Raw genomic sequence first — 23,755 nt, forward strand, 5'->3', positions numbered from 1 at the left:
TCTTTTTTTGCCCTCGGCGCGCGTCAACCGGCCGTTTCCCTTCAAAATTTCGCCGCGATTTCCGCATTTTGACGATTTTGTTGCAACCCTCGCGTTCACCCCGCGTTAAGCTCCGGAGTCAACTTTGGGAGTCACTCGATATGCGTAAGATGTTCATCACCCTCGCCGCCACGTCGGCCCTCGCGCTCGGCGCCTGCCAGAGCCCGGCCGCCGACAAGGTCGAGGATCAGGCGGAAGCCCAGGCCGACGCCATCGACGCTCAGGCTGACGCGATGCCCGAAGGTCCGGCGAAGGAAGCGACCGAGGCGAAGGCCGACGCGGTCGAAGCTGCTGGCGAGGAAAAGGCCAACGCGATGGACGACAAGGGCGAAATCGCCCCGTCGGAAACCGCGCCGGCCACGGCACCGGCCGATCCCGCCAAGAAATAAGGGCTGCCTCCCCTAAAGGGCAGGGTGAAGGGCGCCGGATCGATTCCGGCGCCCTTTATCGTGCGCGCCCGTCCGGTTCGCCCGCCACATTTTCGCCCGCCTGTGATCGCGATCACCGCCACACCGCGCGAACAGGGTTAATCCCGCATTCGGGACGGGAACACGCTTTCAGCGAACCGCTTCACGGACCACCCCTCCCGTCGCCACCTGCGACCCAAGGCGGCGGGAGGGGCTAGGCCGGGACCTGATCCCGTCCGTCCCCGGCGCCCCCACCCCGCCCTTCGAGCGCGCGCAGCACATCCTGCACCCCTTGCGCATCGGTATCGGCGCGTAGCGCTTCGATCGCCATCGCGACGTCCAGCCGATATTCGGCGACCCCCGCCGACTCGCTGACCCATTCGGCGCCCATCGACTTCACCAGGTTTCGCGGTGCTGTGTTCTCGCAGAGCATATGGACGTCGAGCGTCGCGAGTCCCTCGGCCCGGCACTGGACGAGCAGCGCCGCGGTCATCATCCGCGCCAGCCCCCGCCCGTGAAAGGCGTCGAGCACCGCGACCGAAAATTCGCCCACCGGCCCGTCGTGGCGATAGCGCACCGCGTGCACCGCGCCGATCGCCGGACGGTCGGGGCATTCGTCGCAGATCGCGCCCCATGCGATATGATCGTGCCCGTCGACCTCGGCGAGCCGGTGCACCACCGCCTGCGGCAGCACCGGGGCGGCGGAAAAGAACCGCAAATAACGCGACTCGGCCGACAGTTTCGCGATCCCCTCGCGGATCAGCGCTTCGTCGTCGGGGGTAATCGTGCGCAGGACGACCGCGGTGCCGTCGTTCAATGCGCTGTGCACTTCGATCGCGTCGATCCGCGTCACCTGCCTGTCGTCCCGATCATCGTCTGGCCTCCCGGTTCGTCCACGATAGGCAAGCCGCGCGGGTCCCGCAATCCGTCGCGCGCGCCGCCCGACTACGCATTTTCCCCGCGGCGATATCGGTGAAATGTTGAAAGCCGGGTGCGGCTTAACTTGCTATTTGTTGCACGTCCAAGTCTGAAAGGTTGCAGATCGATGATCCACGCTCCATTCGACGGCACCCCCGGCTTCGAAACCCTTGGCGACAAGCTCGCGCGCCTCCGCCGCGCGCGGGGGCTCAGCAAGACCGATCTCGCCGAACGGCTCGGGGTTACCGCGACCTCGATCTGCTATTGGGAACAGGGCCGCTCGCGGCCGCGGCTCGCACGCCTGCAGCAATTGTCGCAGCTCCTCGACGCCTCGCCCGCCGAGCTGCTGGCACCGGACAGCGCGGCCGGCGGCGACCATCTCGCCGACCTCGTCGCGCGGATGCGCGCCGAAATCGCGCGCGCGGCGGGCACCACCCCGTCGAAGGTGCGGATCGTCATCGAAATATAGGCGCGCGCCGCGCCGCCCCCTCCCCCCTCGTCGCCCCGACCCTGACACGGGGCGGCGTTGGGTGCGCTTCTCCAATTTCCGGCTTTCCTACATTGTTCCCATATGGTTCGTTTGCGGTTATCGACGAACCATAGGAGCAACTGCATGAAACAGGAAATCCTCCCGCCCCTCCCCGCCGTCATCGACGCGGAGGTCGACCCGGCAATCGATCCCGACGACCTCCCCGAGGAGCTCGCCTTCGCCCCCGTCGAGCAGCGCGCCAAACGCTGGACGGGCATCACGGCGCAGAAACAGCGTATGTTCATCGCGCAGCTCGCCGCGACCGGCGCGGTGAGCATGGCGGCGAAGGTCGCGGGCCATTCGACCTCGGCCTTCTACCAGCTCCGCAAACGCGATGACGCCGCTTCTTTCGCCGCGGCGTGGGACAAGGCGGTCGAGGCGGGCGCGCGCCGCGTCGCCGACCTCTTGATGGAATATGCCATCTATGGCGTCCCCGAAACGATTTCGAAGCGCGGGCAGGTCATCCTCGAGCGCCGCCGCCCGAACATCCGCGCGATGCAGCATATCGCCGCCAGCCGCTTCCCCGAGAATTTCGGCGGCATCGCCCCCGTCGACGGCCGCCCCGCCAGCGCAATCCCGCACAGCATCCGCCGCCTGCGCGAGAAATGGCGCACCGAGTGGGAGGCCGAGCGGCAGGCCGAAATGTCCGAGCACAATGCCCGCGCGAACCGGCAGGAGACCGACCTCGACGACCGCCTCCGCATCATCCGCACCGCCTACCAGCGCAGGATTTCGCACGATCCCGTCAAGCGCGCCGCATGGGACATGCTCACCGGCCCCGGCACCGACTGGGACGCGGTGCGCCGCGAGGACGCCTATCGCAATCCCCAAAAGCATGAGTGGCACATGCACCACCCCGACATGATCGTCCCCCTCGCCGCGGGCGCGGGCAATATCGACTGGGATGCTCAGGAAGGCGGCGACCTGTCGCACCCGAACCCGCCCCCCGCCGATCACGTCCCCTGGACCGAGGGTGGCGTAGAGGACGAAATCTGGTTCGAGCGCTATGAGGATCATATGATCGAGGGCGAGGCCGGCGAAAGCGACCTGTCCACGGGCAAGATCACCCGCGGCGACATGCGCGCCGCCGCCAACCGCCTGCGCGAACACGCCGAAGCCTGGCAGGCGGCGCGCCAGCCGGTCTACCAGCACCCCCACGGCTTCCTCGCCGACAACAGCCTTCGCGGCGGCGGCACCGGCCGCGAACGCGACACCACCCGCCGCCGCATCGAACGCACGATCGCCGAGCTCGAACGCGAATGGAACGCCGCCTACAGCGAAGAAAGCTGGGCGGCGTGGAAGGCGGGGCAATCCGCCTGCTCCCCCGACGGAAACGATAATGAGCGTCGGTGACGAGGAACGGCTAGCGCTGGGCAGGATCATAGAGTTTCCGCCTTCGTGAAGTGCACGGATATATGGCCATAGGAACAAAGAGGCTGACTGGACCGATGCTGCATTATAGGCTTAGGAATACTCGCTCGAATTTTTGGGGGGTCTATGGCCGTAGTTCTTTGGACCGAAGCGCAGACTAAGAAGGCTCTGTTTCTCTATTTTCAGCTTCCCTTCGGGCAATTGGACCAACGGAATCCTGAAATTATTGCGTTGGCAGGTGAACTAGGCCGCACCCCCTCTGCGGTAGCAATGAAACTAGCGAACTTTGCTAGCTTAGATCCGAAAATCGTGGAGAGCGGCCGGAAAGGTTTAACCGGCGCAAGCGCCCTCGATCGCAAAATCTGGAATCAGTTTCACGACGATTGGACGAAACTTATTGTGGAGAGCGGCGGAGACCTAAGCTCGCCGGAGGAAATAGACAATCATCTCGCCCAAGAGGTTGAACCAAATTTCGAGTACGCTTCCGTTGACGGCAAAACGAGTCGACGCGTGCAAATCGAGCAACGCCTAGGCCAGAACTTCTTCCGGCGCGCCGTACTGGCAAACTTCAATGACTCTTGCTGCGTCACCGGGATTCTTGAGCCTCGACTGCTAATCGCCAGTCACATCTCTCCATGGAGCGCGGACATACCGAACCGTCACAACCCTCGAAATGGATTGTGCCTCTCGGCAACATTTGACCGGGCATTCGACGCCTACCTGATGACCGTGACGCCAGAACTTAAGATCAGAATTTCGCCCCAATTATTGGCCAGCAAAAGTCACGAAACGCGGTCCTACTTTGCGCCGTACGACGGCCAATCCATTAGGCACCCTACCCACATCGCCCCCGATCTGGACCTATTAGAAGTTCACAATAGCAAGGTTGATTTCTAAACTGCCAAAACGAATTAATATTCGGGAAATGTGCGCAATGCCCCCAGATGAACGGAAGTTCGCAATCCGAATCAGGTCGGTGCGCTCAAAAGAGATCGTGCAAGAAATTTGCGGGACCTACGCTCACGTAAAAGACTTGGAATCGCTTGCAGCCGATATTTGGAATAGCAACCTCTGCCTCGGCGAAAGCCATGGATTGCGGGTTTACAGACCCATTGGAAAACCGATGCGTTGGCGCAAAGTGGATGAGTTGGGATATCGGTAGATAGCAGCCTATCGCTCCCGGTTCCCCGCTGTGCCGAGCCGGATTTCATGGGATGGGAAGTAAAGCAAATATGGCGTTCGCGATTTCATCTCCTTCAAGCCCCGGTCGCCGGTCACGTTGATGACGCCGGAGCCGACGGGCGGCCTCTACCGCACCGAAGGCGTCGCCGCGTTCATGAAGCGCTTCGGCTATCCCGATCAGGCGGGCAAGCCCGACCGCTTCAACTTTGGCGGCCGGTATGACTGTCGGCGGGCACATCACGCATTGACTGGCCTGCGCATGACGCTGACCGGATATGACGAAGCAACGGGCAGGATCACCGATCTCGATGGGAGCATCGCGCTCATCGACGCAACCGGAGACGTTGCCGCTTCATGGACCTTCAAAGCCATGATGGCGCATTGGAACCGCAAGCATGCGCAAGCCGCCTATGTGCCCGCTCTTTTCCGGACCCCGCCCCCCGAATATCGCTATGGCGCGAAGCTGTTGCTTTGCGATCAGACCGACTTTCTGCTGTTCCTGCAAGCCTTTGCGGCCGGGAAAATCTACTACGATCCCGCCGTGAAGGTCGAAAACGCGTCGTCCGGCGCGCCGCAGATCAAACGACGAAGCCAGTTCCGGGTTGCGCACGCCGATCTGACCCAGCTCTATCGGCGTCATGAAGTCGTTCAGCTATGACCCGCTTGCAGGCGCTTTCAGTGACTACTCTCAACGTCAGGCGCAAATCGCTCGTTACGCATCATCCCCCATCCGCAGCGCCGCGATAAACGCCTCCTGCGGAATGTTCACATTGCCATATTCGCGCATCCGCTTTTTGCCTTCCTTCTGCTTCTCCAGCAGCTTTTTCTTGCGGGTCGCGTCGCCGCCGTAGCATTTGGCGGTCACGTCCTTGCGCAGCGCGGCGATGGTTTCGCGGGCGATCACCTTGCCGCCGATCGCGGCCTGGATCGGGATCTTGAACATGTGGCGCGGGATCAGGTCCTTCAGCCGCTCGCACATGCCGCGGCCGCGGCTTTCCGCCGAACCCCGATGCACGATCATGCTCAGCGCGTCGACCGGCTCGTTGTTGACGAGGATGCTCATCTTGACGAGGTCGCCGGCGCGGTGGCCGATCTGGTGATAGTCGAACGACGCATAGCCGCGGGAAATGCTCTTCAGCCGGTCGTAGAAGTCGAAGACCACCTCGTTGAGCGGCAGTTCATAGGTGATCTGCGCGCGGCCGCCCACATAGGTGAGGTTCTTCTGCACCCCGCGGCGGTCCTGACACAGCTTCAGGATCGGGCCGAGATAATCGTCGGGCACGTAAATCACCGCCTCGATCCACGGCTCCTCGATCTCGTCGATGCGGTTCGGGTCGGGCATGTCGGCGGGATTGTGGAGCTCGATCTCCTTCGCCGCCTCATTCTTCGTGTGGCTCAGCTTCAGCTTGTACACCACCGACGGCGCCGTCGTGATCAGGTCGAGGTCATATTCGCGCGTCAGCCGCTCCTGGATGATCTCTAGGTGCAGCAGGCCGAGGAAGCCGCAGCGGAAGCCGAAGCCGAGCGCGGCCGAGCTTTCCATCTCGAACGAGAAGCTCGCGTCGTTGAGGCGGAGCTTCTGGATGCTTTCGCGGAGCTTCTCGAAGTCGTTCGCGTCGGTCGGGAACAGGCCGCAAAAGACGACCGGCTGGACTTCCTTGAACCCCGGCAGCGGGTTGGCGGCGGGTTTCTTCGCGTCGGTCACCGTGTCGCCGACGCGCGCCTGCGCGACGTCCTTGATCTGCGCGGTGATGAAGCCGATCTCGCCGGGGCCGATCTCGGTCAGCTCCTCGCGCTTCGGCGTAAAACAGCCGACGCGGTCGATCAAATGGGTTGTGCCCGCCTGCATGAACTTGATCTGCTGGCCTTTTTTCAGGATCCCGTCGACGACGCGGACGAGGATGACGACGCCCAGATAGGGGTCATACCAGCTGTCGACGAGCATCGCGAGCAGCGGCGCCGCGGCGTCGCCCTTCGGCGGCGGGATCTTGGTGACGATCGCCTCGAGGCATTCCTCGATGCCGATGCCCGACTTGGCGCTCGCGAGCACCGCGTCGTCGGCAGGCAAGCCGATGATGTCCTCGATCTCGGCCTTCACCTTGTCGACGTCGGCTGCGGGCAGGTCGATCTTGTTGATCACCGGCACGATCTCATGATCATGCTCGATCGACTGGTACACGTTCGCGAGCGTCTGCGCCTCGACCCCCTGCGCCGCGTCGACGACGAGCAAAGCGCCCTCGCACGCGGCAAGCGACCGCGACACTTCATAGGCGAAGTCGACGTGACCTGGCGTGTCCATCAGGTTGAGCTCATACGTCTCGCCGTCGTGCGCCTTGTATTTCAGGCGCACCGTCTGCGCCTTGATCGTGATCCCGCGCTCCTTCTCGATATCCATATTATCAAGGACTTGCGCCGACATCTCGCGCGCGGTGAGCCCCCCGGTGAACTGGATCAGGCGGTCGGCGAGCGTGGATTTCCCGTGATCGATGTGCGCGATGATCGAAAAATTGCGGATATGGGACAAAGGCGTGGTCATGCGCGGCGCACTAGCAGGCGAAAGCCGCGCTGTCAGCAGGGGAAGCTAGCGCCCCAACCAGCGCCAGCAATCGTCTCGTACCCGTGCGTCGGCGTCCATGATTCCGCGCTCGAATATGGCATCGCGTTCGTCGCCCTCCGCCGCCGCCGCCAGCGCCGCGATCGCATTCGCGCGTACCCGCGGAACGGGGTGCGCCTTGGCAAACTGTTCGGCGATATCGCGCCCATTTTCGGTCAGATGGACCGCGCAGCGGAGGAGCATTTCGCCGCTGGTGAGCGTCGGGCGCCTGGCGATCGTGCCGGCTTCGATGTCGACGATATATTGGTCGCGCCAGGGGATATTCTCGCCCTCGTCCATGATATTGAGGCTGACCGAGAGGGTTTCGGGCGGGAGCTGGCTGTGGATATCGCGGTGCGCGCGGTAGAGCATCATCTTGCCTTCGCCGAGCTGGCTGCGCTCGACGAATTTCAGGTCGAGCGGCTCGCCGAGGCGGCCGTCGACGGCTTCGGGGTCATAGTCATAATAGTCGCTGACATAGCCGGGGCCGAAATAGCCCGCGGTGAGGAAACTGAAATTATGGTCGTGCGGCAGGCCGTAAGCGAAGGTGGCGGGGCCGCTGGCCGCATAGGCAGCGTCGCGCACCGAGGGCCACAAATTGGCACGAAGATAGAAGCCACGCGCGCTGCGGTGAAGGAGGAAGACCTGCGCCGAATAAAGGTTGAGGGTGAGCTGGTCGGCGTAGCTTGCCTTGAGCGCGGCGACGACGCTGTCGGCGAGGAAGTCGCGGTTGCGCGCGAGCCCCGCGAGGATCGCCGTGCAGTGCGCGATGCCGTCCTCGTCGGAGAGGTCGACGCCGCTTTCGTCAAGCCGCGCGGCGACCTCGGCGAGGTCGAGCGCGGCGCCGGCGGGCGGGTCTATCAGGCGCGGCATGCGAGCGGGTCGCGGTCGCAGGGTGCCGATATGGGGGTAGAGGGCGCTGGGCTTGTGCAAGGCCCCGGCCCTCCACCCCCCTCCCGCCCCGTCTCACCGGAAGGCAGGGAGAAGAACGCGTACGTCGCGGCGGCGGCGCGGCGCACCTCGGGATGCGGGTCGGACGCGGCCATCGCAGCGAGCAGCGGACGCGCCGTGGCGGGGTCGAGCGCGACAAGTTCGCGCATCGCGTTCCAGCGCGCGGCGAAATCCCCGGCTTTCGTCTCGGCGACAAAGAAGGCGGCGGCGTCGGTGCGACCAAACTGGCGCAGCAGCGCGAGCGCCATCGCGCGGAAGCTGCTGTCGCGCCGCGACGCGCTGACATGCGTCAGGCGGCCGCTGGCGACGTCATAGGCGCGGATCGGGAGGCACGACGGCGGCTGGACGGCAAGTTCGAGGAGCAGCACGTCGCCTGAGGCGCCCGCACACCCATTTTCGAGCGTGAAGCTCTGGCGCGCGGTGTCGAGCAGCAATGCCTCCCCCTTTTGCAGCGGGCGCGGCGCGGCGCTGCGGCAGGATGCGGCCGCGGCCGCGGTGAAGCCGCCGCCTTCTTCCGCAGCACTGACCGCGACCTCGTGCAGGCGGATCGACGCACCGCCGTCGGCGAGGATGTGGAATGCCGCGCGGCCGGGGACAAAGACGGCGGCAGGAGCGGGTGCCCCTGCCGCGAGCGGGCGGAACTGGAGCGTCAGGCGGATCGCACCCCGGTCGGCAAGGACAAGCCCGCCCCCGCCACCGTCGCCGCCCCCGACGAGCCGCAGCGGCGGACGGGCGAAGAGATCGGCCCTCAGCAGAGCGAGCGCCGCATCGATCCGGCCGTCGAGCCATTGCCTGTCCGACAGCCAGGGCATGAGCCGCGCGATCGCGACATCGGGCGGCACGTCGGCGAGCGCGTCGATCGCGGCAAACAGCCCGTCGGGCGCGATATCGGCGGCCCTCCACGCCGCATCGAGATCGCCCGCCGCCCGGCGCATCGCAAGGCGGCGCGCCGCGTCGGCGCGGGGGAAATGATCGTGGCGGGAGCGTGATGCCATCATCGCGCAGGCGCAGCGGGAAGCGCGCCACCTACCGGCGGCGCGCTTCCCGCGCCGCTCAATCGTAGATGATCAACGCAATGGTGACGGCAAGCTCGAACACCGACGGGCCCGACGATGCGCTTTCACCGACGAGCGAGCCGAACAGCCCGACCGCGGTGTCGAGCAACGGCAGCGCTTCGATGTCGATCGTTGGCAATTCCATATTTCCCTCCCCTGTCATCGGCGACGCGACCCGGCCGCCGATGACAGGGCTAGGAAGCGGCAGGCGCGGCGCCCAGTTAACTTATCGTAATGGACGGCGCGGTCGTTGGTCGAAGCGCGGTTGCCGCGCCGCGCGGCGCGGATAGGATGCGCATCGAAACCGGGAGACCTGTCATGCGCCAAGCCATCGCCGCCGCCCTTTTCGCCCTGTCGTTCGCGGCTCCCGCCGCAGCGGAAACCCTGCTCGTCGGCAACAAGGGCGAAGACACGCTGAGCCTCGTCGCGCTGGCGTCGGGCGAAGAGCTGGCGCGGCTGCCGACCGGCAAGATGCCGCACGAAATCGCGATTTCACCCGACGGCAAGCAGGCGGCGGTCGTCGCCTATGGCAGCACGACGATCGATGTGTTCGACGTCGCGCGCCGGACGAAGCTGCGCACGATCGACCTCAGCCCGAACCAGCGGCCGCACGGGCTGCTGTGGCTGTCCGACGGGCGGCTCGTCGCGACGACCGAAGGCAGCGAGTCGGTCGCGGTGGTCGCTCCCTATGGCAAGCTGACCTCGATCTCTACCGGGCAGAAGGGCACGCATATGATCGTCGTCGCGCCCGATAATCGCACCGCCTATACCGCCAATATCGGATCGGGGACGGTGAGCGTGCTCGACCTGAAGACGGGGAAGAAGCTGCGCGACCTCGCCGTCGGCGGCAAGCCCGAAGGGATCGCGCTGACCAAGCGCGGGCGCGAGCTGTGGGTCGGTGACCTCGACGCGCCGCGCGTGTCGGTCTGGGATACGAAGACGGGCAAGAAGGTCGCCGAACAGCCGGTCGACCCGGTCGCGATCCGCGTGCTCGCGAGCCCCGACGGCAAGCTGGTCGCGACGAGCAATATCGCGGCGGGGACGATCAGCCTGTTCGACGCCGCGACACGCGCGCTGGTGAAGACGATCAAGGTGTCGGGCGAGCAGGCGAAGGGGCAGGTCACCTTGCTGTTCAGCGCCGATTCGCAGCGGCTCTATGCCGCCGAAACGGGGCACGACAAGGTAGCGGAAATCGACGTCGCGAGCGGCGAGGTGCTGCGCCGAATCGCGGCGGGGAAGAATGGCGACGGGCTGGCGATCGCGCCCTAGCGGGGCACTTTCCCGGTCTTGATATAGCTTTCCTGATCGGCGGCGAACGCGCGCCGGCCGTTCGCGATATTGCCGTCGATTTCCGCGGCGGCATCCGTTTCCGAACGGCCGCTCGCCATCGCGACCTTGACCGCCACGCGCCGGAAACGCGCTTCCTCCTCCTTGCAGCTTTTCGCAAAGCCTTCCTTGAACTTCGCCGGGTCCATCTTCGTCGTCATGCCCATCTGGACGCTCGCGCGCAGGCATCCGGTGAAGGCGTTGGTGGCGGTTTCGAACTCAGCGCGATCACCCTCCGAAAGCTGCGCCGCGGCGGCCGTGCTCGCGGCGGCCGCGAGGAGGCAGCCCAATGAAATGGCGCGCAACATTCTCATCTCCCGAAGCATTTCCCGGATCTTACGCCGCGCTCAGAGCGCAAGCCATAGCGAAAGTCCGGGCTGCGGGGCGGAGGGTGGCGCATCCGCGACGTGCCGAACCGCATCGGCGCGGGCGCGGTCGAGGATTGCGGCCGGGATGGCGGCCGGATGATAGATATGATCGGCCTCCCCCAGCAGGCGCGCGGCGCGCAAGGTGAGTTCGTCAGGGTCGGGGCTGGTCAGGTGGATCGTTTCGAGGCGCGAAGGCCGGGTTGGAGTATCGCCAGCGAGCCATATTTCGAGCTTGTCCGCCGCGTCATTGTCGAGCGGGTCGAGCACCGCGCCGCTCGCCAGCGCGGCGTCGATGGCGCGGCGGCGGTCGGCGGCGGCAGGCCAGCGCGCTTTCAGGGCATCGCGCGCGGCGTGAAGTGCCGAAGCGAGCGCTCCGAGGCGCGGGGGGAGCAGCGCCTCGATCCGCTGGCGCACCGCCTTCGCGAGGCCGGCCGACGCGCCGCCGGTGCCGATGGCGATCGTGACGGGGGCGCGGTCGACGATTGCGGGGGTGGTGAAATCGCAAAGGTCGGGACGATCGACGACATTCACGAGCAGCGCGTGCGCGCGGAGTGCTTCGGCGGCAGCGCGTGCTTCGTTCTCATTGTCCAGCGCGACGAAGGCGATTGCCGCGCCTTCCTCCCACGCCCGAACGATGCGCCCGCCCGCGCGCGCGATCAGCCGCGCCTTGGCATCGGCCGCCTCCCCTTCCCCGACCAGCACGACCGTGCGGCCGCGGAGGTTGAGGAAGAGGGGCAGCTGTTCCATCGTCAGTCGATCCAGTCGGGCACGCGTTCGGCGGCCATGATCGTGCCCGCGGCGATGCGATCGGCGACGACGGCGTAGCGGTCGCCATCGACGAGCACCTCGGGAACGAGGCTGCGGCTGTTATAGGTCGACGCCATCGTCGCGCCATAGGCGCCCGCGCTGCAGAAAACCGCGAGATCGCCCGGCTCGACCTTGTCGATCAGCCGGTCGCGCGCAAAGGTGTCGCCGGTTTCGCAGACCGGGCCGACGATCGACGCGGTCATGGTCTCACCCGACGGCTTTACCGCGACAAAATCGTGCCAGGCATCGTAGAGCGCGGGCCTGGCAAGGTCGTTCATCGCCGCGTCGACGATGACGAAGGGATGCGTTGCGCCGGGCTTCACCCACAAGGTCTCGGTCAGCAAGATCCCCGAATTGCCCGCAATGACGCGGCCGGGTTCGAACATCAGCGTGACGTCCCAGTCCCTGGTCACACGCGCGACCATCGCGCCATAATCGGCGGGCGACGGCGGAATGATATTGTCGCCCGCGCGGTACGGGACGCCAAGCCCGCCGCCGAGGTCGACATGGGTGATGCTGTGCCCCGCGGCACGCAGGTCGGCGACGAGTTCGCCCACGCGCTGGAACGCTGCTTCGAACGGGGCGAGGCTGGTGAGCTGGCTGCCGATATGGACCGCGATGCCGCGCATGTTGAGCCCCGGTAGCGCCGACAGCCGCGCGAAGATTTCGGGGGCGACGTCGATGCCGACGCCGAACTTGTTCTCGGCCTTGCCGGTCGAAATCTTCGCATGCGTGCCCGCATCGACGTCGGGATTGACGCGGAGTACCGCGGGGGCGGTCATTTCCTTGGCGAGTGCGATCTCGGCGAGCGCGACGCCCTCGGGCTCATGCTCGATGTTGAACTGGCCGATGCCGCGGTCGAGCCCCAGCGCGAGCTCGGCGCGGGTCTTTCCGACGCCCGAAAAGACGATGTCCTCGGCAGCCATTCCCGCAGCCAATGCGCGTTCGAGTTCGCCGCCCGACACGACGTCGGCGCCATAGCCCTGCCGCGCGAGCACGCGCAGCACACCAAGGTTGGGGTTGCTCTTGATCGCGAAGGCGAGATGCTTCTTCGGCACATCCTTCAGCCCGTCGCGAAACGCCTGCGCATGGCGTTCGAGCGTCGCGCGCGAATAGACGTAGACGGGGGTGCCGATTTCCTCGGCGATGCGCGGCAAGGGAATGTCTTCGGCGTGCATCACGCCGTCACGAATTTCAAAATGATTCATTTTTAAGTCCTGAAGCTCAGCCCGGGGGCGGCAGATCAAAATCGTCGGGTTCGCGTTGTTCGGACCGTTTGAGAAGTTCGTCGCTGCGCGCTGGCCGGGCCTGCGCGTCAGGCGTCGTAAGCTCCTCCGTCGTCGGGGCGCGCTTGGCGCCAACGGGAATTGCCGCGGCAGGCTGACCTGCCACGGGCTTCAGATCTTCCTTGCTGCCGCAAGCGCCGAGCAGCGCGGTTGCAGCGAGCGTTGTGATGATGAGGCGCTTCGTCGCCATCAAGTCGTTCCTTCGAGCGCCGCACGGGCCGCGGCGATGGCCTGCCTTACCCGTTCCGGCGCGGTGCCGCCATAGCTCGTGCGGCTGGCGACCGATGCCTCGACGGTCAGCGCCGCGAGCACGTCGGGGGTGACCGCGGCATGGATCGCGGCGGCGTCGCCCGCGGGCAGCGCCGACAGTTCGACACCCAGTTCCTCGGCGCGCTTCACGCAGGCACCGACGACATGATGCGCGTCGCGGAACGGCAGCCCCGCCTCGCGCACCAGCCAGTCGGCAAGGTCGGTCGCGGTCGAATAGCCCGATGCGGCGAGCGCGCGCATGCGGTCGGTGCGGAAGGTCAGCGTTTCGACCATGCCCGTCATCGCCGCGAGCGACAGCGCGAGCGCGTCGAAGGCGCCGAAGACGGTTTCCTTGTCGTCCTGCAAATCCTTGGAATAAGTGAGCGGCAGACCCTTCACGATCACGGCGAGCCGCTGAAAGGCGCCGAGCAGCAGCCCCGCGCGCCCGCGCACCAGCTCGGCGGCGTCGGGGTTGCGCTTTTGCGGCATGATCGAACTGCCCGTCGACCAGGCGTCGGGCAGGCTGATGAATCCGAAGGGCTGGCTGGCCCAGATCACGATTTCTTCGGCAAGGCGCGACAAATGGATCGCCGAGATCGATGCCGACGCGCAGAATTCGAGCGCGAAATCGCGGTCGGAGACGGCATCGATGCTGTTCGCCATCGGGCGGTCGAAGCCGAGCGCCGCGGCGGTCGCATGGCGATCAACGGGGAAACCCGTCCCCGCCAGTGCCGCGGCGCCGAGCGGCGATTCGTTGAGGCGGCGGCGCGCATCGGCGAAGCGCGAGCGGTCGCGGCCGAACATCTCGACATAGGCGAGCAGGTGGTGGCCGAGCGTCACCGGCTGCGCGACCTGGAGGTGCGTGAAGCCGGGCATGATGCTGTCGGCATGTTCTTCGGCACGCGTCAGCAGCGCGGCCTGGATCGCGGCGAGCCCCGTATCGATCCGCTCGCATGCGGTGCGCACCCACAGGCGAAAATCGGTCGCGACCTGATCGTTGCGCGATCGCGCGGTGTGGAGCCGCCCGGCGGCTTCGCCGACGAGCTCCTTCAGCCGCGATTCGACCGTCATGTGGATGTCTTCGAGGCTCAGGTCGACGGGCACGCCGTTCGCCGCGAATTCCCCAGCGATCTGGGCCAGCCCGCGGTCGATCACGATGGCGTCGTCGGCGCCGATGATTCCCGCGGCGCCGAGCATCGCGGCGTGCGCGCGGCTCGCCGCGATATCTTCTTCCCACAGGCGCTTGTCGATCGGGATCGAGGCGTTAATCTCTTGCATGATCGCCGCGGGTCCGCCACCGAAGCGGCCGCCCCACATGCTGTTGCTATCCGGAGTATTCGCCATCCGCCGCGTTCCAAGCCCGTATCTTGCGATCCTCGCCGTGCTTCTGGCCGGATCAATCGCCGGCTGCGATAGGGAAAAGCAGGCGGGCGGGCAAGCGGGGCAAGGCCAAGCAAATGTTTCGGCGGGCCAAGCGAAGGGCGTCGGCCATTTCCAGCACCAGGTCGACCGCAGCCAGAAGGGCAAGATGGCGCCTGACGTGGCTTTCCGCGGTCCCGACGATGCGCCGGTTACGCTCGCCGCGTTCCGGGGCCGGCCGCTGCTCGTCAACCTGTGGGCGACATGGTGCGCGCCGTGCGTCGCCGAAATGCCGACGCTCGATGCGCTCGCGGCGAAAAGGGGCGATCGCATGGCGGTGATCGCGGTCGCGCAGGATCTGCAGGGCGCCGAGATTGTCGACCCGTGGTTCCAGAAGGCGGGGCTGAAGGCGCTGCAGCCCTATGTCGACCCCGAAAACGGGCTGCTCGATGCCGCGAGCAGCGCGCTGCCCACGAGCATCTATTATGACGCCGATGGCCGCGAAATCTGGCGCGTCGTCGGGGCGATAGACTGGCAGGGCGCGGAAGCGACGGCGCTGCTGGCCGAGGCCAAGTCCTGAAAACAAGAAAGGACGGGCGCCCCATGACGCCCGCCCTTCCCTGCGACCCGGAGAGGGCTCCGGGGAACTCGGGAGAGCTTATCCGCCGACCGTCACACGGCCGCTGCGATAGCCCTTCTTGCGCATTTCCTTCACATAATCCTTGTCGGCATCGACCACCTCGGTCTCCCATTCATCCCACGCGTCCCAGCGATCCTCGCGGTCGGTCGCGTGGCGAAGGTCGCTGCGCAGCTCCTTCTCCGCCTCCAGGATGTCGGCCTTGTAATTATACCAATGCTGGTTGACGACGCCCGCGATCGGCGACGTGCGGATATGCGGCGCCTCGAATCCCGGCGGCATCGCGCCATAGGGAACGGCGGCCACGGCGGCGGTGGCGGGAAGAGCCAGACAAGCGGCTAGGGTGGTCCATTTTTTCATCGTCCATCTCCTGATTGTCCGCCCGTTCGGGGGCGGTCAGGGGAGTCAACGAAGCAGATCGCGCTTTTATTCCCGGCTGATCGCCGAAATGACACGGGTCGCGGCGGAATCGCTCAGCCGGGGTGCGCTTCGTCGCCAACGGCGGAGCGAAGCAGGCCGCGAAACACCTCCTGCGCGCTGCGTTTTCCCTGCGTCACATCATAGACATCGCGCGCGATCGGCATGTCGAGGCCGTGTTTTTCGGCAAGCGCGATGACGGCCGGCGCGCTCTTCACCCCCTCGGCGACCATGTTCATCCCCGCGATGATCTCGTCGATCGGGCGCCCCTTGCCGAGTTCGACCCCGACGTGGCGGTTGCGCGACAAGGGACTGGTGCAGGTCGCGATGAGGTCGCCCATGCCGGTGAGGCCCGCGAAGGTCTCCGCGCGCCCGCCCATCGCTACGCCGAGCCGGGTGATTTCCGAAAGCCCGCGCGTCATCAGCGCCGAACGCGTGTTGTCGCCGGCCCCAAGCCCGTCGCCCATGCCGACCGCGATCGCGATGATATTCTTGAGCACCCCGCCGAGCTCGCAGCCAAGCAGGTCGGTGTTGGTGTAGACGCGGAACAGCCCCGAGTGGAACACCGGCTGGAGCGCGCGCACGACAATCTCGTCTTCCATCGACAGGACGCTTGCGGCCGCCTGCCCGGTCATGATCTCGCGCGCGAGGTTCGGCCCGGTGAGCACGCCGACGGGGTGACCCGGAAGCACCTCCTCGATCAGCTCGGTCATGCGTTTGCCCGATGCCAGTTCGAGTCCCTTGGTCAGGCTGATCACCGGCACCCACGGACGCAGATGATTGCGCGCTTCCTCGAGCACCGCGCGGAAGCTGTGCGACGGCACGCCCATCACGAGCACATCGGCGCCCGCTACGACTTCGGCCATGTCGTTCGTGGCACGGAGGATCGGCGGCAGCGATATGCCGGGCAGATATTTACGATTCTCGCGGTGCGTGTTGATGTCGTCCACGGTCTCGGCGTCGCGCGCCCACAATGTGATCGGCGCGTTGCGCGACACCACCGAGGCGACCGTCGTCCCCCAACTGCCCCCACCGAGCAGCCCCACCTTCAACCGCATTGGCCTCTCCCGCTATTTTCGGAAGAGACTGGCGGCAGTTTCAATGCTTGGCAAGGAAGCCCTTCATCACCGCGGCGGTCGCCTTCGGATCCTCGATCATCGGGACGTGCCCCACATGTTCGAAGATATGGCTCTCGCTTCCTGCAATCCCGGCTTCGAGCACCGGAACGCAGCTCACGTCGAGCAGCTGGTCGTGGCGGCCCCAGATGATCAGCGTCGGCACCTTCACCTCGCCGAGTCGGTCGTTGAGCGGATGGTCGCGGCCTTCGGTGGCGATCACCCAGAAGATTTTGTCGAGCTGGTCGCGATATTTGAGCGCGTCGGCATAAAAGACCGGCTTCAGTCGCGCGGGGAGATAGGGCGGCTTGTGGACGACCATCGCCACCAGCCGGTCGGCATCCGCCAGATTGGCAAGAACGAGCGGATTATAATCCTCGTTCGCGGCCTGTTTCTGAAGCTCGCTCTCGTTCGCGCCATTGACCCCGGCATTGTCGAGCAGGATCAGGCTGGCGAGCGCATCGGGATAATCGATCGCGTAACGCAGCGCGATCCAGCCGCCCATGCTGTTGCCCGCGACATGCGGGCGCCGGAGGCCGAGCGTATCGGCGAACGCCTTGAGCCGCGCGGTCTGCGCCTGCAGGTCATAGGCGAGGTCGGGGTTGCGCTCATTTTCGCCGAAGCCGGGCAGGTCGGGGGCGATGACATGATAGTCGCGCGTCAGATACGGCGCGATCATCGACCAATTATCCTTGTCGCCGGCGAAACCATGGACGAGCAGCAGCAGCGGCTTCGACGGATCGCCGCCTTCGAGATAGGGCCAGATGCGGCCGTCGACCGTGACCTTCTTCTGCACCGTCCGGCCGCGGCGGCGGAGCAAGGCGCGTCCAAGCGCGACGAGACGGCCGGGGAAGAGGAAATACATCAGCACGAGTGCGATCAGCGGCGCGAAGAGGAGGACGAGGAGGATTCTCATGTCGCGGCGCGGCCCTTCACATGCGCGTCGAACCAGCCGACGAGGTCATCGAGCACCGCATCGCGCTCGGGCTCGTTATAGATTTCGTGGAACAGGCCCGGATAGATTTCGAGGCGTTTGTCGGTCGACGCGACATTGGCAAACAGGTAACGCGACCCCGCGGGCGCGGTGAGCCGGTCGGCTTCACCATGCTGGATCAGGATCGGCAGGTGGATCTTCGGCGCGTCGGCCTGCGCCACCGCCATCGCGTCCATGAACTCCTTGCCGAGCCGCGCGCCGATCTTGCCTTCATAGACGAGCGGGTCGGCCTGATAGGCGGCGACGACCTGAGGATCGCGGCTCACCCCGGTGGAATCGAGCGCCAACACGCCGAGGCGCGGGAAGAAGCGCGAGAGGAAGCGGCTGATCCACACGGTGAAGCGCGACGGCGGTTCGGCGGGCAGGATCGCGGGGCCGGAAAGGGCCGCCGCGACGAACGCTTGCTGGCGCTCGACGAGAAACAGGGTCGCGATCAGTCCACCCATGCTGTGGCCGAGCAGCAGCCGCGGCGTGTCGCCATGGTTGATCTCGACCAGCGTGAGCAGTTCGGCCATGCCGTCGAGGAAAGCCGAAAAACGCGGCACATAGCCGCCCTCGCCGTCCGAGGCACCGTGGCCCCAATGGTCGACGGCGTAGATGGCATAGCCCGCATCGGTCAGCCGCTTCGCGACATATTCATAACGGCCGGCATGTTCGGCATAGCCATGCGCGAGCAGCACCACCGCGCGCGGCCGCCCTTCGGGTAGCCAGTGGGTGACATGCAGCTTTGCCCCCGCACCCGCGGATTCGGCGGGCAGGATCACCGCGCCCGCGGCCATGCTCAGCGCACCGCTTTCTGGAGCGCCGCGCTGCGATGGCCGGGACCGTCGTCGCCCGCCTTGTCGATCTTCGCGAGGATCGCTTCGAGCGCGCGGCTGATCGCGGTCTGGGTGCGGACCATCTCGACCTTCGGCCAGGCGGTGCGCTCGCCGGTATCGATCAGTTCGTCGATATCCTCCTGCGCGAGGTCGGACAGGATCTTCGTCGGCGACCAGAATTTCGGCGGGCGGATGATGTTGATGTCGCCGGTATATTCCTGATTGATCACCGAGCGCGCCATGTTGGCGAGGCTGTTGATCGGCGGGATCAACTCAAGCGGTTTCTGGAAAATCACCATATTGGCGTTGAGCCACGCCTTGAAGGTCGCCATCGACGCATGCTGGATCGCCTCGATCGGCGCCATCTGCTTGCGCGTGTCGCTGGCGAAGGGCAGTGCGATCGGGTTTGCCTGGCTGACGATATGGTGGTTCACCCCATACAGCCGTTCGAGCCGCTTGGTCGGGATATCGTGCGTCACCGACCCGTCGACCCAGCGCCGGTCGGGCTGGTACGGAACGCGCGCGCCGCTGTCGTCGCGCGCCATCAACATCACCGGAGGAAAAACGCCGGGCACCGCGCACGACGCGAGCACAGCTTCGCGGATCAGCACATTGGGCGCGGTGATCGCATTGAGCAGGCGACCGTTCTGATGCTTTTCGGCGGGCGCGACCGAGACGTTCAGATGCCGGCCGCTGACCTCATAGGCCTCCTGAAAGGTGAGGTCGGGAATCAGGTCGGCGAGACGTGCGCGTACCTCATCGGCGGCGAGACGTTTTTGGTCGGGATTGCGGTCGGGATTGGCGAGACGGTTGCTGGCAAGGAAGGCGCCGATGTCGGCATTCTTGCGCGTGCAGACGATGGCGGCGACGATCGACCCGCCGCTCGCGCCCGACATGATCGCGGGCAATACGCCTTCTTCCCACAAGGCCTTCACGACGCCGATGTGGAAGAACAGGAAGCTGCCCGAGCCCGAAAGCAAGAGCGCCGAGCGGCCATAGCAATGCTGCGCACGGCGGAAGAAGTCGCGCTTTTCCTCGCGGCTGATGCTGCGCGCCGCAGCGATCTTGTCGAGCGAGGCGACGACCTCGGCGACATAATCCTCGATCAGCTTTTTCGTGCCGAAACGCGCCTTTTGATACAGCCGTTCGTGTCCCATGCCGTCGATATTGCCGTGGATGCCTTCGTTGAGGACGAAGAGCAGCCCCTTGACGTCGCCCGCCGCCGACAGCTTGCGCAGCTTTTCGAGCCGCGCGCGGATCGCCTTATAATCGAAATGCTTGCTTTCGTCGGCGTCGCGCCACGCCTGCAATCCCGATTTCCGGTCATGCTCCTGCGCGGCTTTCGACCAGGCGGTGTAGTCGAGCGCGGTAACAAGGTTGCGGTCGGCGCTGAGCGTCGGGGTGAAGAGCATTCGGTAGTCCTGCGAGAGCATCGTTATTTTTTCGGATTCTTGCCGGTTGCGTTGCCTTTGGCAACCGGTTTCACCCTGTCCTTCGCAGCAGGTTTCGGCGCGGCCGTCGCTTTCGCTTTCGGCTTCGGCGCCGCTTTCGGCTTTGCCGTAGCGGCTATCGGCTTTTCGGGCTTCGGCGCGGCCTTCATCAGGTCGGCGAAACTCTCGTCGATGCATTCGCGGAAAAAGGCGATGTCGGGCATGATCGAGCGCTCGCCGATGATCGAAAAGGCGATGCGGCCGTTGTAGCTCGGCGTTGCGACGAACAGCCCCATATTGTTCGCGAGCGGCGCCATGCCGTGCTGCTGCACGAGCTGAGCCCCCGCCAGATAGAGCGGCACCTGCGCGCCCGGCACGTTCGAGATGAAGAGATTGGTACCGCGCACCGCGAAACGCTCGCTGGTGACGAGCCGCGCGACCGCGGCCATCGTTGCGCCGGGGATATGCTGCGACAGGTCGGTCATGATCCGCGCGCTCACGCCTGCCTTCGCTTCCTTTGCCTCGACCGTATAATCGCGGACCGCTGCGAGACGTTCGAGCGGATCGGCGATATCGGTGCGGATCGGGACGCTCATCGCCGATACCTGATTTCCCGGCTTCGATGCCTTGCCGCCCTTCCCACGCAGATTGATCGGTGCGACCGCGACAAGGCTGTCCTGCGGCAGTTCCTTGTGCTTCTGAAGATATTTGCGCAGCGCGCCGCCGACGGTCGTCAGCACGACGTCGTTGACCGTCGCACCGGGCACCTTCTTGCGGATTTCGGCCACGTCGGTCAGCGCGACCGTCGTCGCATCGAACATCTTGTGCGGGCCGACGGGCACGTTGAAGCGCGTTTCGGGCACGCCCGCGGTCATGCCGCCTTCGGAAATCGATTTGCGCGCCGACGAAATGATCGCGGGCGACATCTTCATCAGCGCGTTCATGAACTTGACCGGCGATTGCATCGACGCCGACCAGGCGCGCGACAGCGTTTCGGCGCTCGACGGCGCCTTGCCCAGTTCCTCGACCGGCGGCGGTTCGGGAATCGCGGGCGTCCCCTTTGCATCGATATCGCTCATCGCGATGAAGGCGTGCGCCCCCGACGCACCGTCGACCGCGGCGTGGTGGACGCGGTGCAGCATCGCGAAACTGCCCTTCGGGATGCCCGGAATGCGGTCGAGCCCCTCGATAATATAAATGTCCCAGAGCGGACGGTTCATATCCATCGGCTTCGAAAACCAGCGCGCGACCGCGATACAGAATTGCCGCCAATCGCCGGGTTCGGGCAAGCGCGCGTGGCTCATATGCGCCTCGATATCGAAATGCTCGTCCTCGACCCAATAGGGATGGTCCATGTCGAACGGCAGGCGGTGGAGTCGGCGCTTGAACAGGGGCGAGGTGTCGACGCGGCTTTCGACGTGGCGGATGATATCCTTGAAGCGCACGAAGCCGCCCGGCGCGGTCGAAGGGTCGTAGATATAGACCCCCATGATGTGCGTGAGGTTGTTCGCGGTCTGCGTGTAGAGGAACTGGGCGTCCTGCGCGCTGAGCTGTTTGAGCATCTATCCTCCTGAACCCGGCAAACGGTCGGCAAGCGCGACCGTCGACAGCCGCATCGTTTCCATGACGTTGGCAAGGCCGCGCAGTTCCATCAGCAGCGCGCGGCGCGCGGCGAGGTTCACCGGGGTCGCCTCGTCGGTCAGCCCCATGTGGCGCATCAGCGACAGACCGTTGGCGAAGAGCAATTTTCCGATTGCGGCCTCGCTGCTGATCCGGCGGAGCAGATACGCCTGCCTGCCTTCGGCCAGCGCGGCATCGAGCAGCGCCTGTTCGTCGACGGCATCGCCCGGCTTTGCCCGCGCGAGCTGCCCGGCAACGACCGAATAGGCCTCAGCAAAGGGCAGCAGGATCGCGTGACCGACAACCGGCTGGCAACGGCGAAGGAGCTGCGCAATGCCGCGGTCACCGCTGGCGAGCCGCCGGTCCCAAAAGGGATCGATGCGCGCGAGCTCGGCCTCGATCGCGGCACGGTGCTCGTCGCGCGGGGGATAGAAGAATTCGAATTTGAACAGGTCGCGCAGGCGATCGATCTTCGCCCAGAAGGCCGCGGTCGCGTCGCCGCTGTCGCCGTCGCGCAGCTCGAACAGCGCAAGTTCGATCATCGCGCGGTCGAGGAAATGATGCGCGATGATGTTGCGGTAATAGCTCGCCATCGGATGCTTGGCGGGGTCGATCGAATAGACATTCTCGCTGCCCGCTTCATAGCGCGTCAGCAGCCCGCTTTCGACGAGCGTGTCGACGGTCGCCGATAGCGCCATATCGTCACCGCTTTCGAGCTCGCTGCTGAGGCGGATATCGCGCGCCCGGGCCCAATCGGTCACCGCGCCGATCGCGCCGAGCAACTCGGCCGAGGTCGCGCCGCGCGGCGCCATGCCGAGCAGGATCAGGCACATCACCGAGGTGACGGTCAGCGGGGTGACGCGGTTCGCCTCGACCGCGACCGCGAAGGCAATCGTTTCGAGCGCGCGCTTGTCGTCGGGACCGGGTGCCTCCCCGATCACGACGGGGTTGCCGATATCGAGCCGGATGCGTCCCGACGGCGCCTTCAGGCTCTTCATATAACCGAGAAACCACGAAAGGCTTTCGGGCTTTTTGTTCCGGCCGGTCTGTTCGGCGGCATATTCCTCGACGTCGCGGATCAGGTCGAAACTGGTGACGAAGGGGACGAAATGCACATCCTTCGTCCCCGTCGCATGGGCGGCGTCGAGGACATATTTCATCAGCCCATATTTGGGCGGCATCAGCTTGCCGAGCCGCGAGCGGGTCCCCTCGAACGCCCAGCTCAAGGGGAAACGCTTCGCGAGCAGCCACGCGATATAGTGGCGCAGCACGAGCTTGTAGACCGGCTGGTCCTGGAAGCTGCGCCGGATGAAGATCATCCCCGAGCGGCGGAAGAATTCGCCCATCACCGCAAAATCGAGGTTCGCGCCGCCGAAGCTGTGCAGCATCGGCATGTCGTTTTCGTAAGTGAGGCGGCTGGGCGTCGCGCCGTCGATATAGGTCTTGTGCGTGAACAGGATCGCGGTCGGATGTTCACGCAATATGTTGCGTAGCCTCGCAAGCTCGGCGGCATCGACCTCCATCTCGGGCGCGTAGCCACCGAACATCATCCGGTCGAGCCGCGCGCGCAGGTCGAGGAAGAGCGCCGACGGTCGCGCGATGACCTCCTTCATCAACGGCCGGGCTTCACGAAAAAGCTCGGCGACAGGCCGGCCGGTCGTTTCGGACAGGTCGGCGAGCGCAGCGCGGAATTTGGGGCTGGTGCGCAAGCCATCGGCGACGAAGCGCGGCACCTTGTATCTTGTTCCCCGGATGCCGCGTTCGGCGACGTCGAGCGCGAGCCCCGCCTGCCGCGCAACAAAGCCCGCGAATTCGGGACTGTCGGTCCCCTCGCCATCGCCGCCGCCGGTCTGGCGGCAGAAGCGGTCGCGCAGCGCGTCGAGCGTGGCGGCTTCGCCGACCAGTATCTGGGCGCGGCGCCGGTCGCGGAGCAGGATCAGCCGCGAGCGGAGCGGCCCGGGATGGCGTGGATCGCCGAAAAGGATGTGGCGGAATTTGAGCGCGCGGTCGCGCTCGAAACCCGGGATGCGCCACGCGACGCGCAGCGGCACGACCTGCCGCGACGGCGATCCGTCGAGCCGCGCGCGCAGCATGTCGAGCGGCAGCGCATGATCGTCGTCCTCGATCGCGAGGCTCGCCCATTGCGGCTCGTTATCGCCACTCGTCGAATGTATCCAGTCGAGCAGCAACCGCCGCTCGACCCCGTTGCGCGCGTCGATGATATAGAGCCGGTCGGCCGCGTCCTCCGCCACGATCGGGGTGCGGGGCGTTCCGTCGGCCACCG

The 23,755-nt window shown here is 65.6% G+C and carries 24 protein-coding genes; 7 read left to right on the top strand and 17 right to left on the bottom strand.

All coding sequences use genetic code 11. From position 1 onward, the window contains the following. The first annotated feature begins 140 nt into the window (after positions 1–140). The gene (locus VGN62_RS04160; RefSeq protein WP_327451484.1) at positions 141–428 is read left to right on the top strand and encodes a hypothetical protein; all 288 of its coding nucleotides are present in this window, start codon (positions 141–143) and stop codon (positions 426–428) included. 232 nt (positions 429–660) lie between these two features. Here VGN62_RS04160 and VGN62_RS04165 read toward each other — a convergent pair whose 3' ends face one another. After that, the gene (locus VGN62_RS04165) at positions 661–1,299 is read right to left on the bottom strand and encodes a GNAT family N-acetyltransferase (RefSeq protein WP_327451485.1); all 639 of its coding nucleotides are present in this window, start codon (positions 1,297–1,299) and stop codon (positions 661–663) included. A 192-nt stretch (positions 1,300–1,491) separates the two neighbouring features. On the opposite strand from VGN62_RS04165, the gene VGN62_RS04170 reads away from it, so the two are divergent. The 4 genes from VGN62_RS04170 to VGN62_RS04185 all read left to right on the top strand — a co-directional run bounded on the left by VGN62_RS04170 (position 1,492) and on the right by VGN62_RS04185 (position 5,104). Next, positions 1,492–1,833, top strand: coding sequence for a helix-turn-helix transcriptional regulator (locus VGN62_RS04170; RefSeq protein ID WP_327451486.1), 342 nt, complete (start codon positions 1,492–1,494; stop codon positions 1,831–1,833). 144 nt (positions 1,834–1,977) lie between these two features. Beyond that, positions 1,978–3,246, top strand: coding sequence for a hypothetical protein (locus VGN62_RS04175; RefSeq protein WP_327451487.1), 1,269 nt, complete (start codon positions 1,978–1,980; stop codon positions 3,244–3,246). Positions 3,247–3,390: 144 nt separating this feature from the next. Continuing rightward, positions 3,391–4,161, top strand: coding sequence for an HNH endonuclease (locus tag VGN62_RS04180; RefSeq protein WP_327451488.1), 771 nt, complete (start codon positions 3,391–3,393; stop codon positions 4,159–4,161). 382 nt (positions 4,162–4,543) lie between these two features. Continuing rightward, entirely contained in the window at positions 4,544–5,104 is a 561-nt protein-coding gene (locus tag VGN62_RS04185) for an MvaI/BcnI family restriction endonuclease (protein ID WP_327451489.1), read from the top strand. 54 nt (positions 5,105–5,158) lie between these two features. Here VGN62_RS04185 and lepA read toward each other — a convergent pair whose 3' ends face one another. Genes lepA through VGN62_RS04205 form a run of 4 tightly spaced genes read right to left on the bottom strand, consistent with a single transcriptional unit; the run spans position 5,159 to position 9,190 of the window. Then, positions 5,159–6,982, bottom strand: coding sequence for a translation elongation factor 4 (lepA, locus tag VGN62_RS04190; RefSeq protein WP_192646945.1), 1,824 nt, complete (start codon positions 6,980–6,982; stop codon positions 5,159–5,161). A 45-nt stretch (positions 6,983–7,027) separates the two neighbouring features. After that, complete coding sequence (locus VGN62_RS04195) at positions 7,028–7,912, bottom strand: transposase (RefSeq protein ID WP_327451490.1); 885 nt, start codon at positions 7,910–7,912, stop codon at positions 7,028–7,030. Beyond that, a complete protein-coding gene (locus VGN62_RS04200; RefSeq protein ID WP_327451491.1) occupies positions 7,900–8,985 on the bottom strand; it encodes a HEAT repeat domain-containing protein in 1,086 nt (361 codons plus the stop codon). The genes VGN62_RS04195 and VGN62_RS04200 overlap by 13 nt, the downstream gene beginning before the upstream one ends. Positions 8,986–9,043: 58 nt before the next feature. Beyond that, on the bottom strand, positions 9,044–9,190 hold the full coding sequence (locus tag VGN62_RS04205) for a hypothetical protein (RefSeq protein ID WP_327451492.1): 147 nt from the start codon (positions 9,188–9,190) through the stop codon (positions 9,044–9,046). Between the two features lie 173 nt (positions 9,191–9,363). On the opposite strand from VGN62_RS04205, the gene VGN62_RS04210 reads away from it, so the two are divergent. Then, positions 9,364–10,314, top strand: a complete 951-nt coding sequence (locus VGN62_RS04210) for a beta-propeller fold lactonase family protein (RefSeq protein WP_327451493.1) — start codon at positions 9,364–9,366, stop codon at positions 10,312–10,314. Here VGN62_RS04210 and VGN62_RS04215 read toward each other — a convergent pair. From VGN62_RS04215 to argH, 5 genes are read right to left on the bottom strand one after another with little or no spacing between them, the layout of a single operon-like run. Continuing rightward, on the bottom strand, positions 10,311–10,679 hold the full coding sequence (locus VGN62_RS04215; RefSeq protein ID WP_327451494.1) for a hypothetical protein: 369 nt from the start codon (positions 10,677–10,679) through the stop codon (positions 10,311–10,313). The two genes, VGN62_RS04210 and VGN62_RS04215, sit on opposite strands and share 4 nt — an antisense overlap. A gap of 39 nt (positions 10,680–10,718) precedes the next feature. Beyond that, positions 10,719–11,486: a siroheme synthase gene (locus VGN62_RS04220; protein ID WP_327451495.1), complete on the bottom strand. Its 768-nt coding sequence runs from the start codon at positions 11,484–11,486 to the stop codon at positions 10,719–10,721. Positions 11,487–11,488: 2 nt separating this feature from the next. Then, entirely contained in the window at positions 11,489–12,754 is a 1,266-nt protein-coding gene (lysA, locus tag VGN62_RS04225) for a diaminopimelate decarboxylase (protein WP_327451496.1), read from the bottom strand. 16 nt (positions 12,755–12,770) lie between these two features. Further along, positions 12,771–13,022: a hypothetical protein gene (locus tag VGN62_RS04230; protein ID WP_327451497.1), complete on the bottom strand. Its 252-nt coding sequence runs from the start codon at positions 13,020–13,022 to the stop codon at positions 12,771–12,773. Next, a complete protein-coding gene (gene argH / locus VGN62_RS04235; RefSeq protein WP_327451661.1) occupies positions 13,022–14,398 on the bottom strand; it encodes an argininosuccinate lyase in 1,377 nt (458 codons plus the stop codon). Before argH ends, VGN62_RS04230 begins: the two co-directional genes overlap by 1 nt. On the opposite strand from argH, the gene VGN62_RS04240 reads away from it, so the two are divergent. After that, positions 14,397–15,020, top strand: a complete 624-nt coding sequence (locus tag VGN62_RS04240) for a TlpA disulfide reductase family protein (RefSeq protein ID WP_327451498.1) — start codon at positions 14,397–14,399, stop codon at positions 15,018–15,020. The two genes, argH and VGN62_RS04240, sit on opposite strands and share 2 nt — an antisense overlap. A gap of 78 nt (positions 15,021–15,098) precedes the next feature. Here VGN62_RS04240 and VGN62_RS04245 read toward each other — a convergent pair whose 3' ends face one another. The 7 genes from VGN62_RS04245 to VGN62_RS04275 all read right to left on the bottom strand — a co-directional run bounded on the left by VGN62_RS04245 (position 15,099) and on the right by VGN62_RS04275 (position 23,753). After that, positions 15,099–15,437: a hypothetical protein gene (locus VGN62_RS04245; protein WP_327451499.1), complete on the bottom strand. Its 339-nt coding sequence runs from the start codon at positions 15,435–15,437 to the stop codon at positions 15,099–15,101. 113 nt (positions 15,438–15,550) lie between these two features. Further along, the gene (locus VGN62_RS04250) at positions 15,551–16,552 is read right to left on the bottom strand and encodes an NAD(P)H-dependent glycerol-3-phosphate dehydrogenase (RefSeq protein ID WP_327451500.1); all 1,002 of its coding nucleotides are present in this window, start codon (positions 16,550–16,552) and stop codon (positions 15,551–15,553) included. Between the two features lie 40 nt (positions 16,553–16,592). Further along, the gene (locus VGN62_RS04255; RefSeq protein ID WP_327451501.1) at positions 16,593–17,525 is read right to left on the bottom strand and encodes an alpha/beta fold hydrolase; all 933 of its coding nucleotides are present in this window, start codon (positions 17,523–17,525) and stop codon (positions 16,593–16,595) included. Continuing rightward, the gene (locus VGN62_RS04260; RefSeq protein WP_327451502.1) at positions 17,522–18,382 is read right to left on the bottom strand and encodes an alpha/beta hydrolase; all 861 of its coding nucleotides are present in this window, start codon (positions 18,380–18,382) and stop codon (positions 17,522–17,524) included. Before VGN62_RS04260 ends, VGN62_RS04255 begins: the two co-directional genes overlap by 4 nt. 2 nt (positions 18,383–18,384) lie before the next feature. Continuing rightward, positions 18,385–19,833, bottom strand: a complete 1,449-nt coding sequence (locus VGN62_RS04265; protein ID WP_327451503.1) for a DUF3336 domain-containing protein — start codon at positions 19,831–19,833, stop codon at positions 18,385–18,387. 23 nt (positions 19,834–19,856) lie between these two features. Beyond that, a complete protein-coding gene (locus VGN62_RS04270; protein ID WP_327451504.1) occupies positions 19,857–21,413 on the bottom strand; it encodes a wax ester/triacylglycerol synthase family O-acyltransferase in 1,557 nt (518 codons plus the stop codon). After that, entirely contained in the window at positions 21,414–23,753 is a 2,340-nt protein-coding gene (locus VGN62_RS04275; protein ID WP_327451505.1) for a glycerol-3-phosphate 1-O-acyltransferase, read from the bottom strand. Positions 23,754–23,755 lie beyond the last annotated feature (2 nt).

Origin of the sequence: Sphingopyxis sp., assembly GCF_035998905.1 — a bacterium.
Taxonomy (GTDB): domain Bacteria; phylum Pseudomonadota; class Alphaproteobacteria; order Sphingomonadales; family Sphingomonadaceae; genus Sphingopyxis.

What these genes read in the sequence shown, in the direction of transcription:
- VGN62_RS04170 (WP_327451486.1), top strand. Translation starts at nt 1,492, where the DNA reads ATGATCCACGCTCCATTCGACGGCACCCCCGGCTTCGAAACCCTTGGC.
- VGN62_RS04215 (WP_327451494.1), bottom strand. Translation starts at nt 10,679, where the DNA reads ATGTTGCGCGCCATTTCATTGGGCTGCCTCCTCGCGGCCGCCGCGAGC.
- VGN62_RS04260 (WP_327451502.1), bottom strand. Translation starts at nt 18,382, where the DNA reads ATGGCCGCGGGCGCGGTGATCCTGCCCGCCGAATCCGCGGGTGCGGGG.
- VGN62_RS04175 (WP_327451487.1), top strand. Translation starts at nt 1,978, where the DNA reads ATGAAACAGGAAATCCTCCCGCCCCTCCCCGCCGTCATCGACGCGGAG.
- VGN62_RS04205 (WP_327451492.1), bottom strand. Translation starts at nt 9,190, where the DNA reads ATGGAATTGCCAACGATCGACATCGAAGCGCTGCCGTTGCTCGACACC.
- VGN62_RS04250 (WP_327451500.1), bottom strand. Translation starts at nt 16,552, where the DNA reads ATGCGGTTGAAGGTGGGGCTGCTCGGTGGGGGCAGTTGGGGGACGACG.
- VGN62_RS04200 (WP_327451491.1), bottom strand. Translation starts at nt 8,985, where the DNA reads ATGGCATCACGCTCCCGCCACGATCATTTCCCCCGCGCCGACGCGGCG.
- VGN62_RS04160 (WP_327451484.1), top strand. Translation starts at nt 141, where the DNA reads ATGCGTAAGATGTTCATCACCCTCGCCGCCACGTCGGCCCTCGCGCTC.
- argH (WP_327451661.1), bottom strand. Translation starts at nt 14,398, where the DNA reads ATGTGGGGCGGCCGCTTCGGTGGCGGACCCGCGGCGATCATGCAAGAG.
- VGN62_RS04240 (WP_327451498.1), top strand. Translation starts at nt 14,397, where the DNA reads ATGCTGTTGCTATCCGGAGTATTCGCCATCCGCCGCGTTCCAAGCCCG.
- VGN62_RS04220 (WP_327451495.1), bottom strand. Translation starts at nt 11,486, where the DNA reads ATGGAACAGCTGCCCCTCTTCCTCAACCTCCGCGGCCGCACGGTCGTG.
- VGN62_RS04245 (WP_327451499.1), bottom strand. Translation starts at nt 15,437, where the DNA reads ATGAAAAAATGGACCACCCTAGCCGCTTGTCTGGCTCTTCCCGCCACC.
- VGN62_RS04230 (WP_327451497.1), bottom strand. Translation starts at nt 13,022, where the DNA reads ATGGCGACGAAGCGCCTCATCATCACAACGCTCGCTGCAACCGCGCTG.
- VGN62_RS04255 (WP_327451501.1), bottom strand. Translation starts at nt 17,525, where the DNA reads ATGAGAATCCTCCTCGTCCTCCTCTTCGCGCCGCTGATCGCACTCGTG.
- VGN62_RS04195 (WP_327451490.1), bottom strand. Translation starts at nt 7,912, where the DNA reads ATGCCGCGCCTGATAGACCCGCCCGCCGGCGCCGCGCTCGACCTCGCC.
- VGN62_RS04210 (WP_327451493.1), top strand. Translation starts at nt 9,364, where the DNA reads ATGCGCCAAGCCATCGCCGCCGCCCTTTTCGCCCTGTCGTTCGCGGCT.
- VGN62_RS04270 (WP_327451504.1), bottom strand. Translation starts at nt 21,413, where the DNA reads ATGCTCAAACAGCTCAGCGCGCAGGACGCCCAGTTCCTCTACACGCAG.
- lepA (WP_192646945.1), bottom strand. Translation starts at nt 6,982, where the DNA reads ATGACCACGCCTTTGTCCCATATCCGCAATTTTTCGATCATCGCGCAC.
- lysA (WP_327451496.1), bottom strand. Translation starts at nt 12,754, where the DNA reads ATGAATCATTTTGAAATTCGTGACGGCGTGATGCACGCCGAAGACATT.
- VGN62_RS04180 (WP_327451488.1), top strand. Translation starts at nt 3,391, where the DNA reads ATGGCCGTAGTTCTTTGGACCGAAGCGCAGACTAAGAAGGCTCTGTTT.
- VGN62_RS04265 (WP_327451503.1), bottom strand. Translation starts at nt 19,833, where the DNA reads ATGCTCTTCACCCCGACGCTCAGCGCCGACCGCAACCTTGTTACCGCG.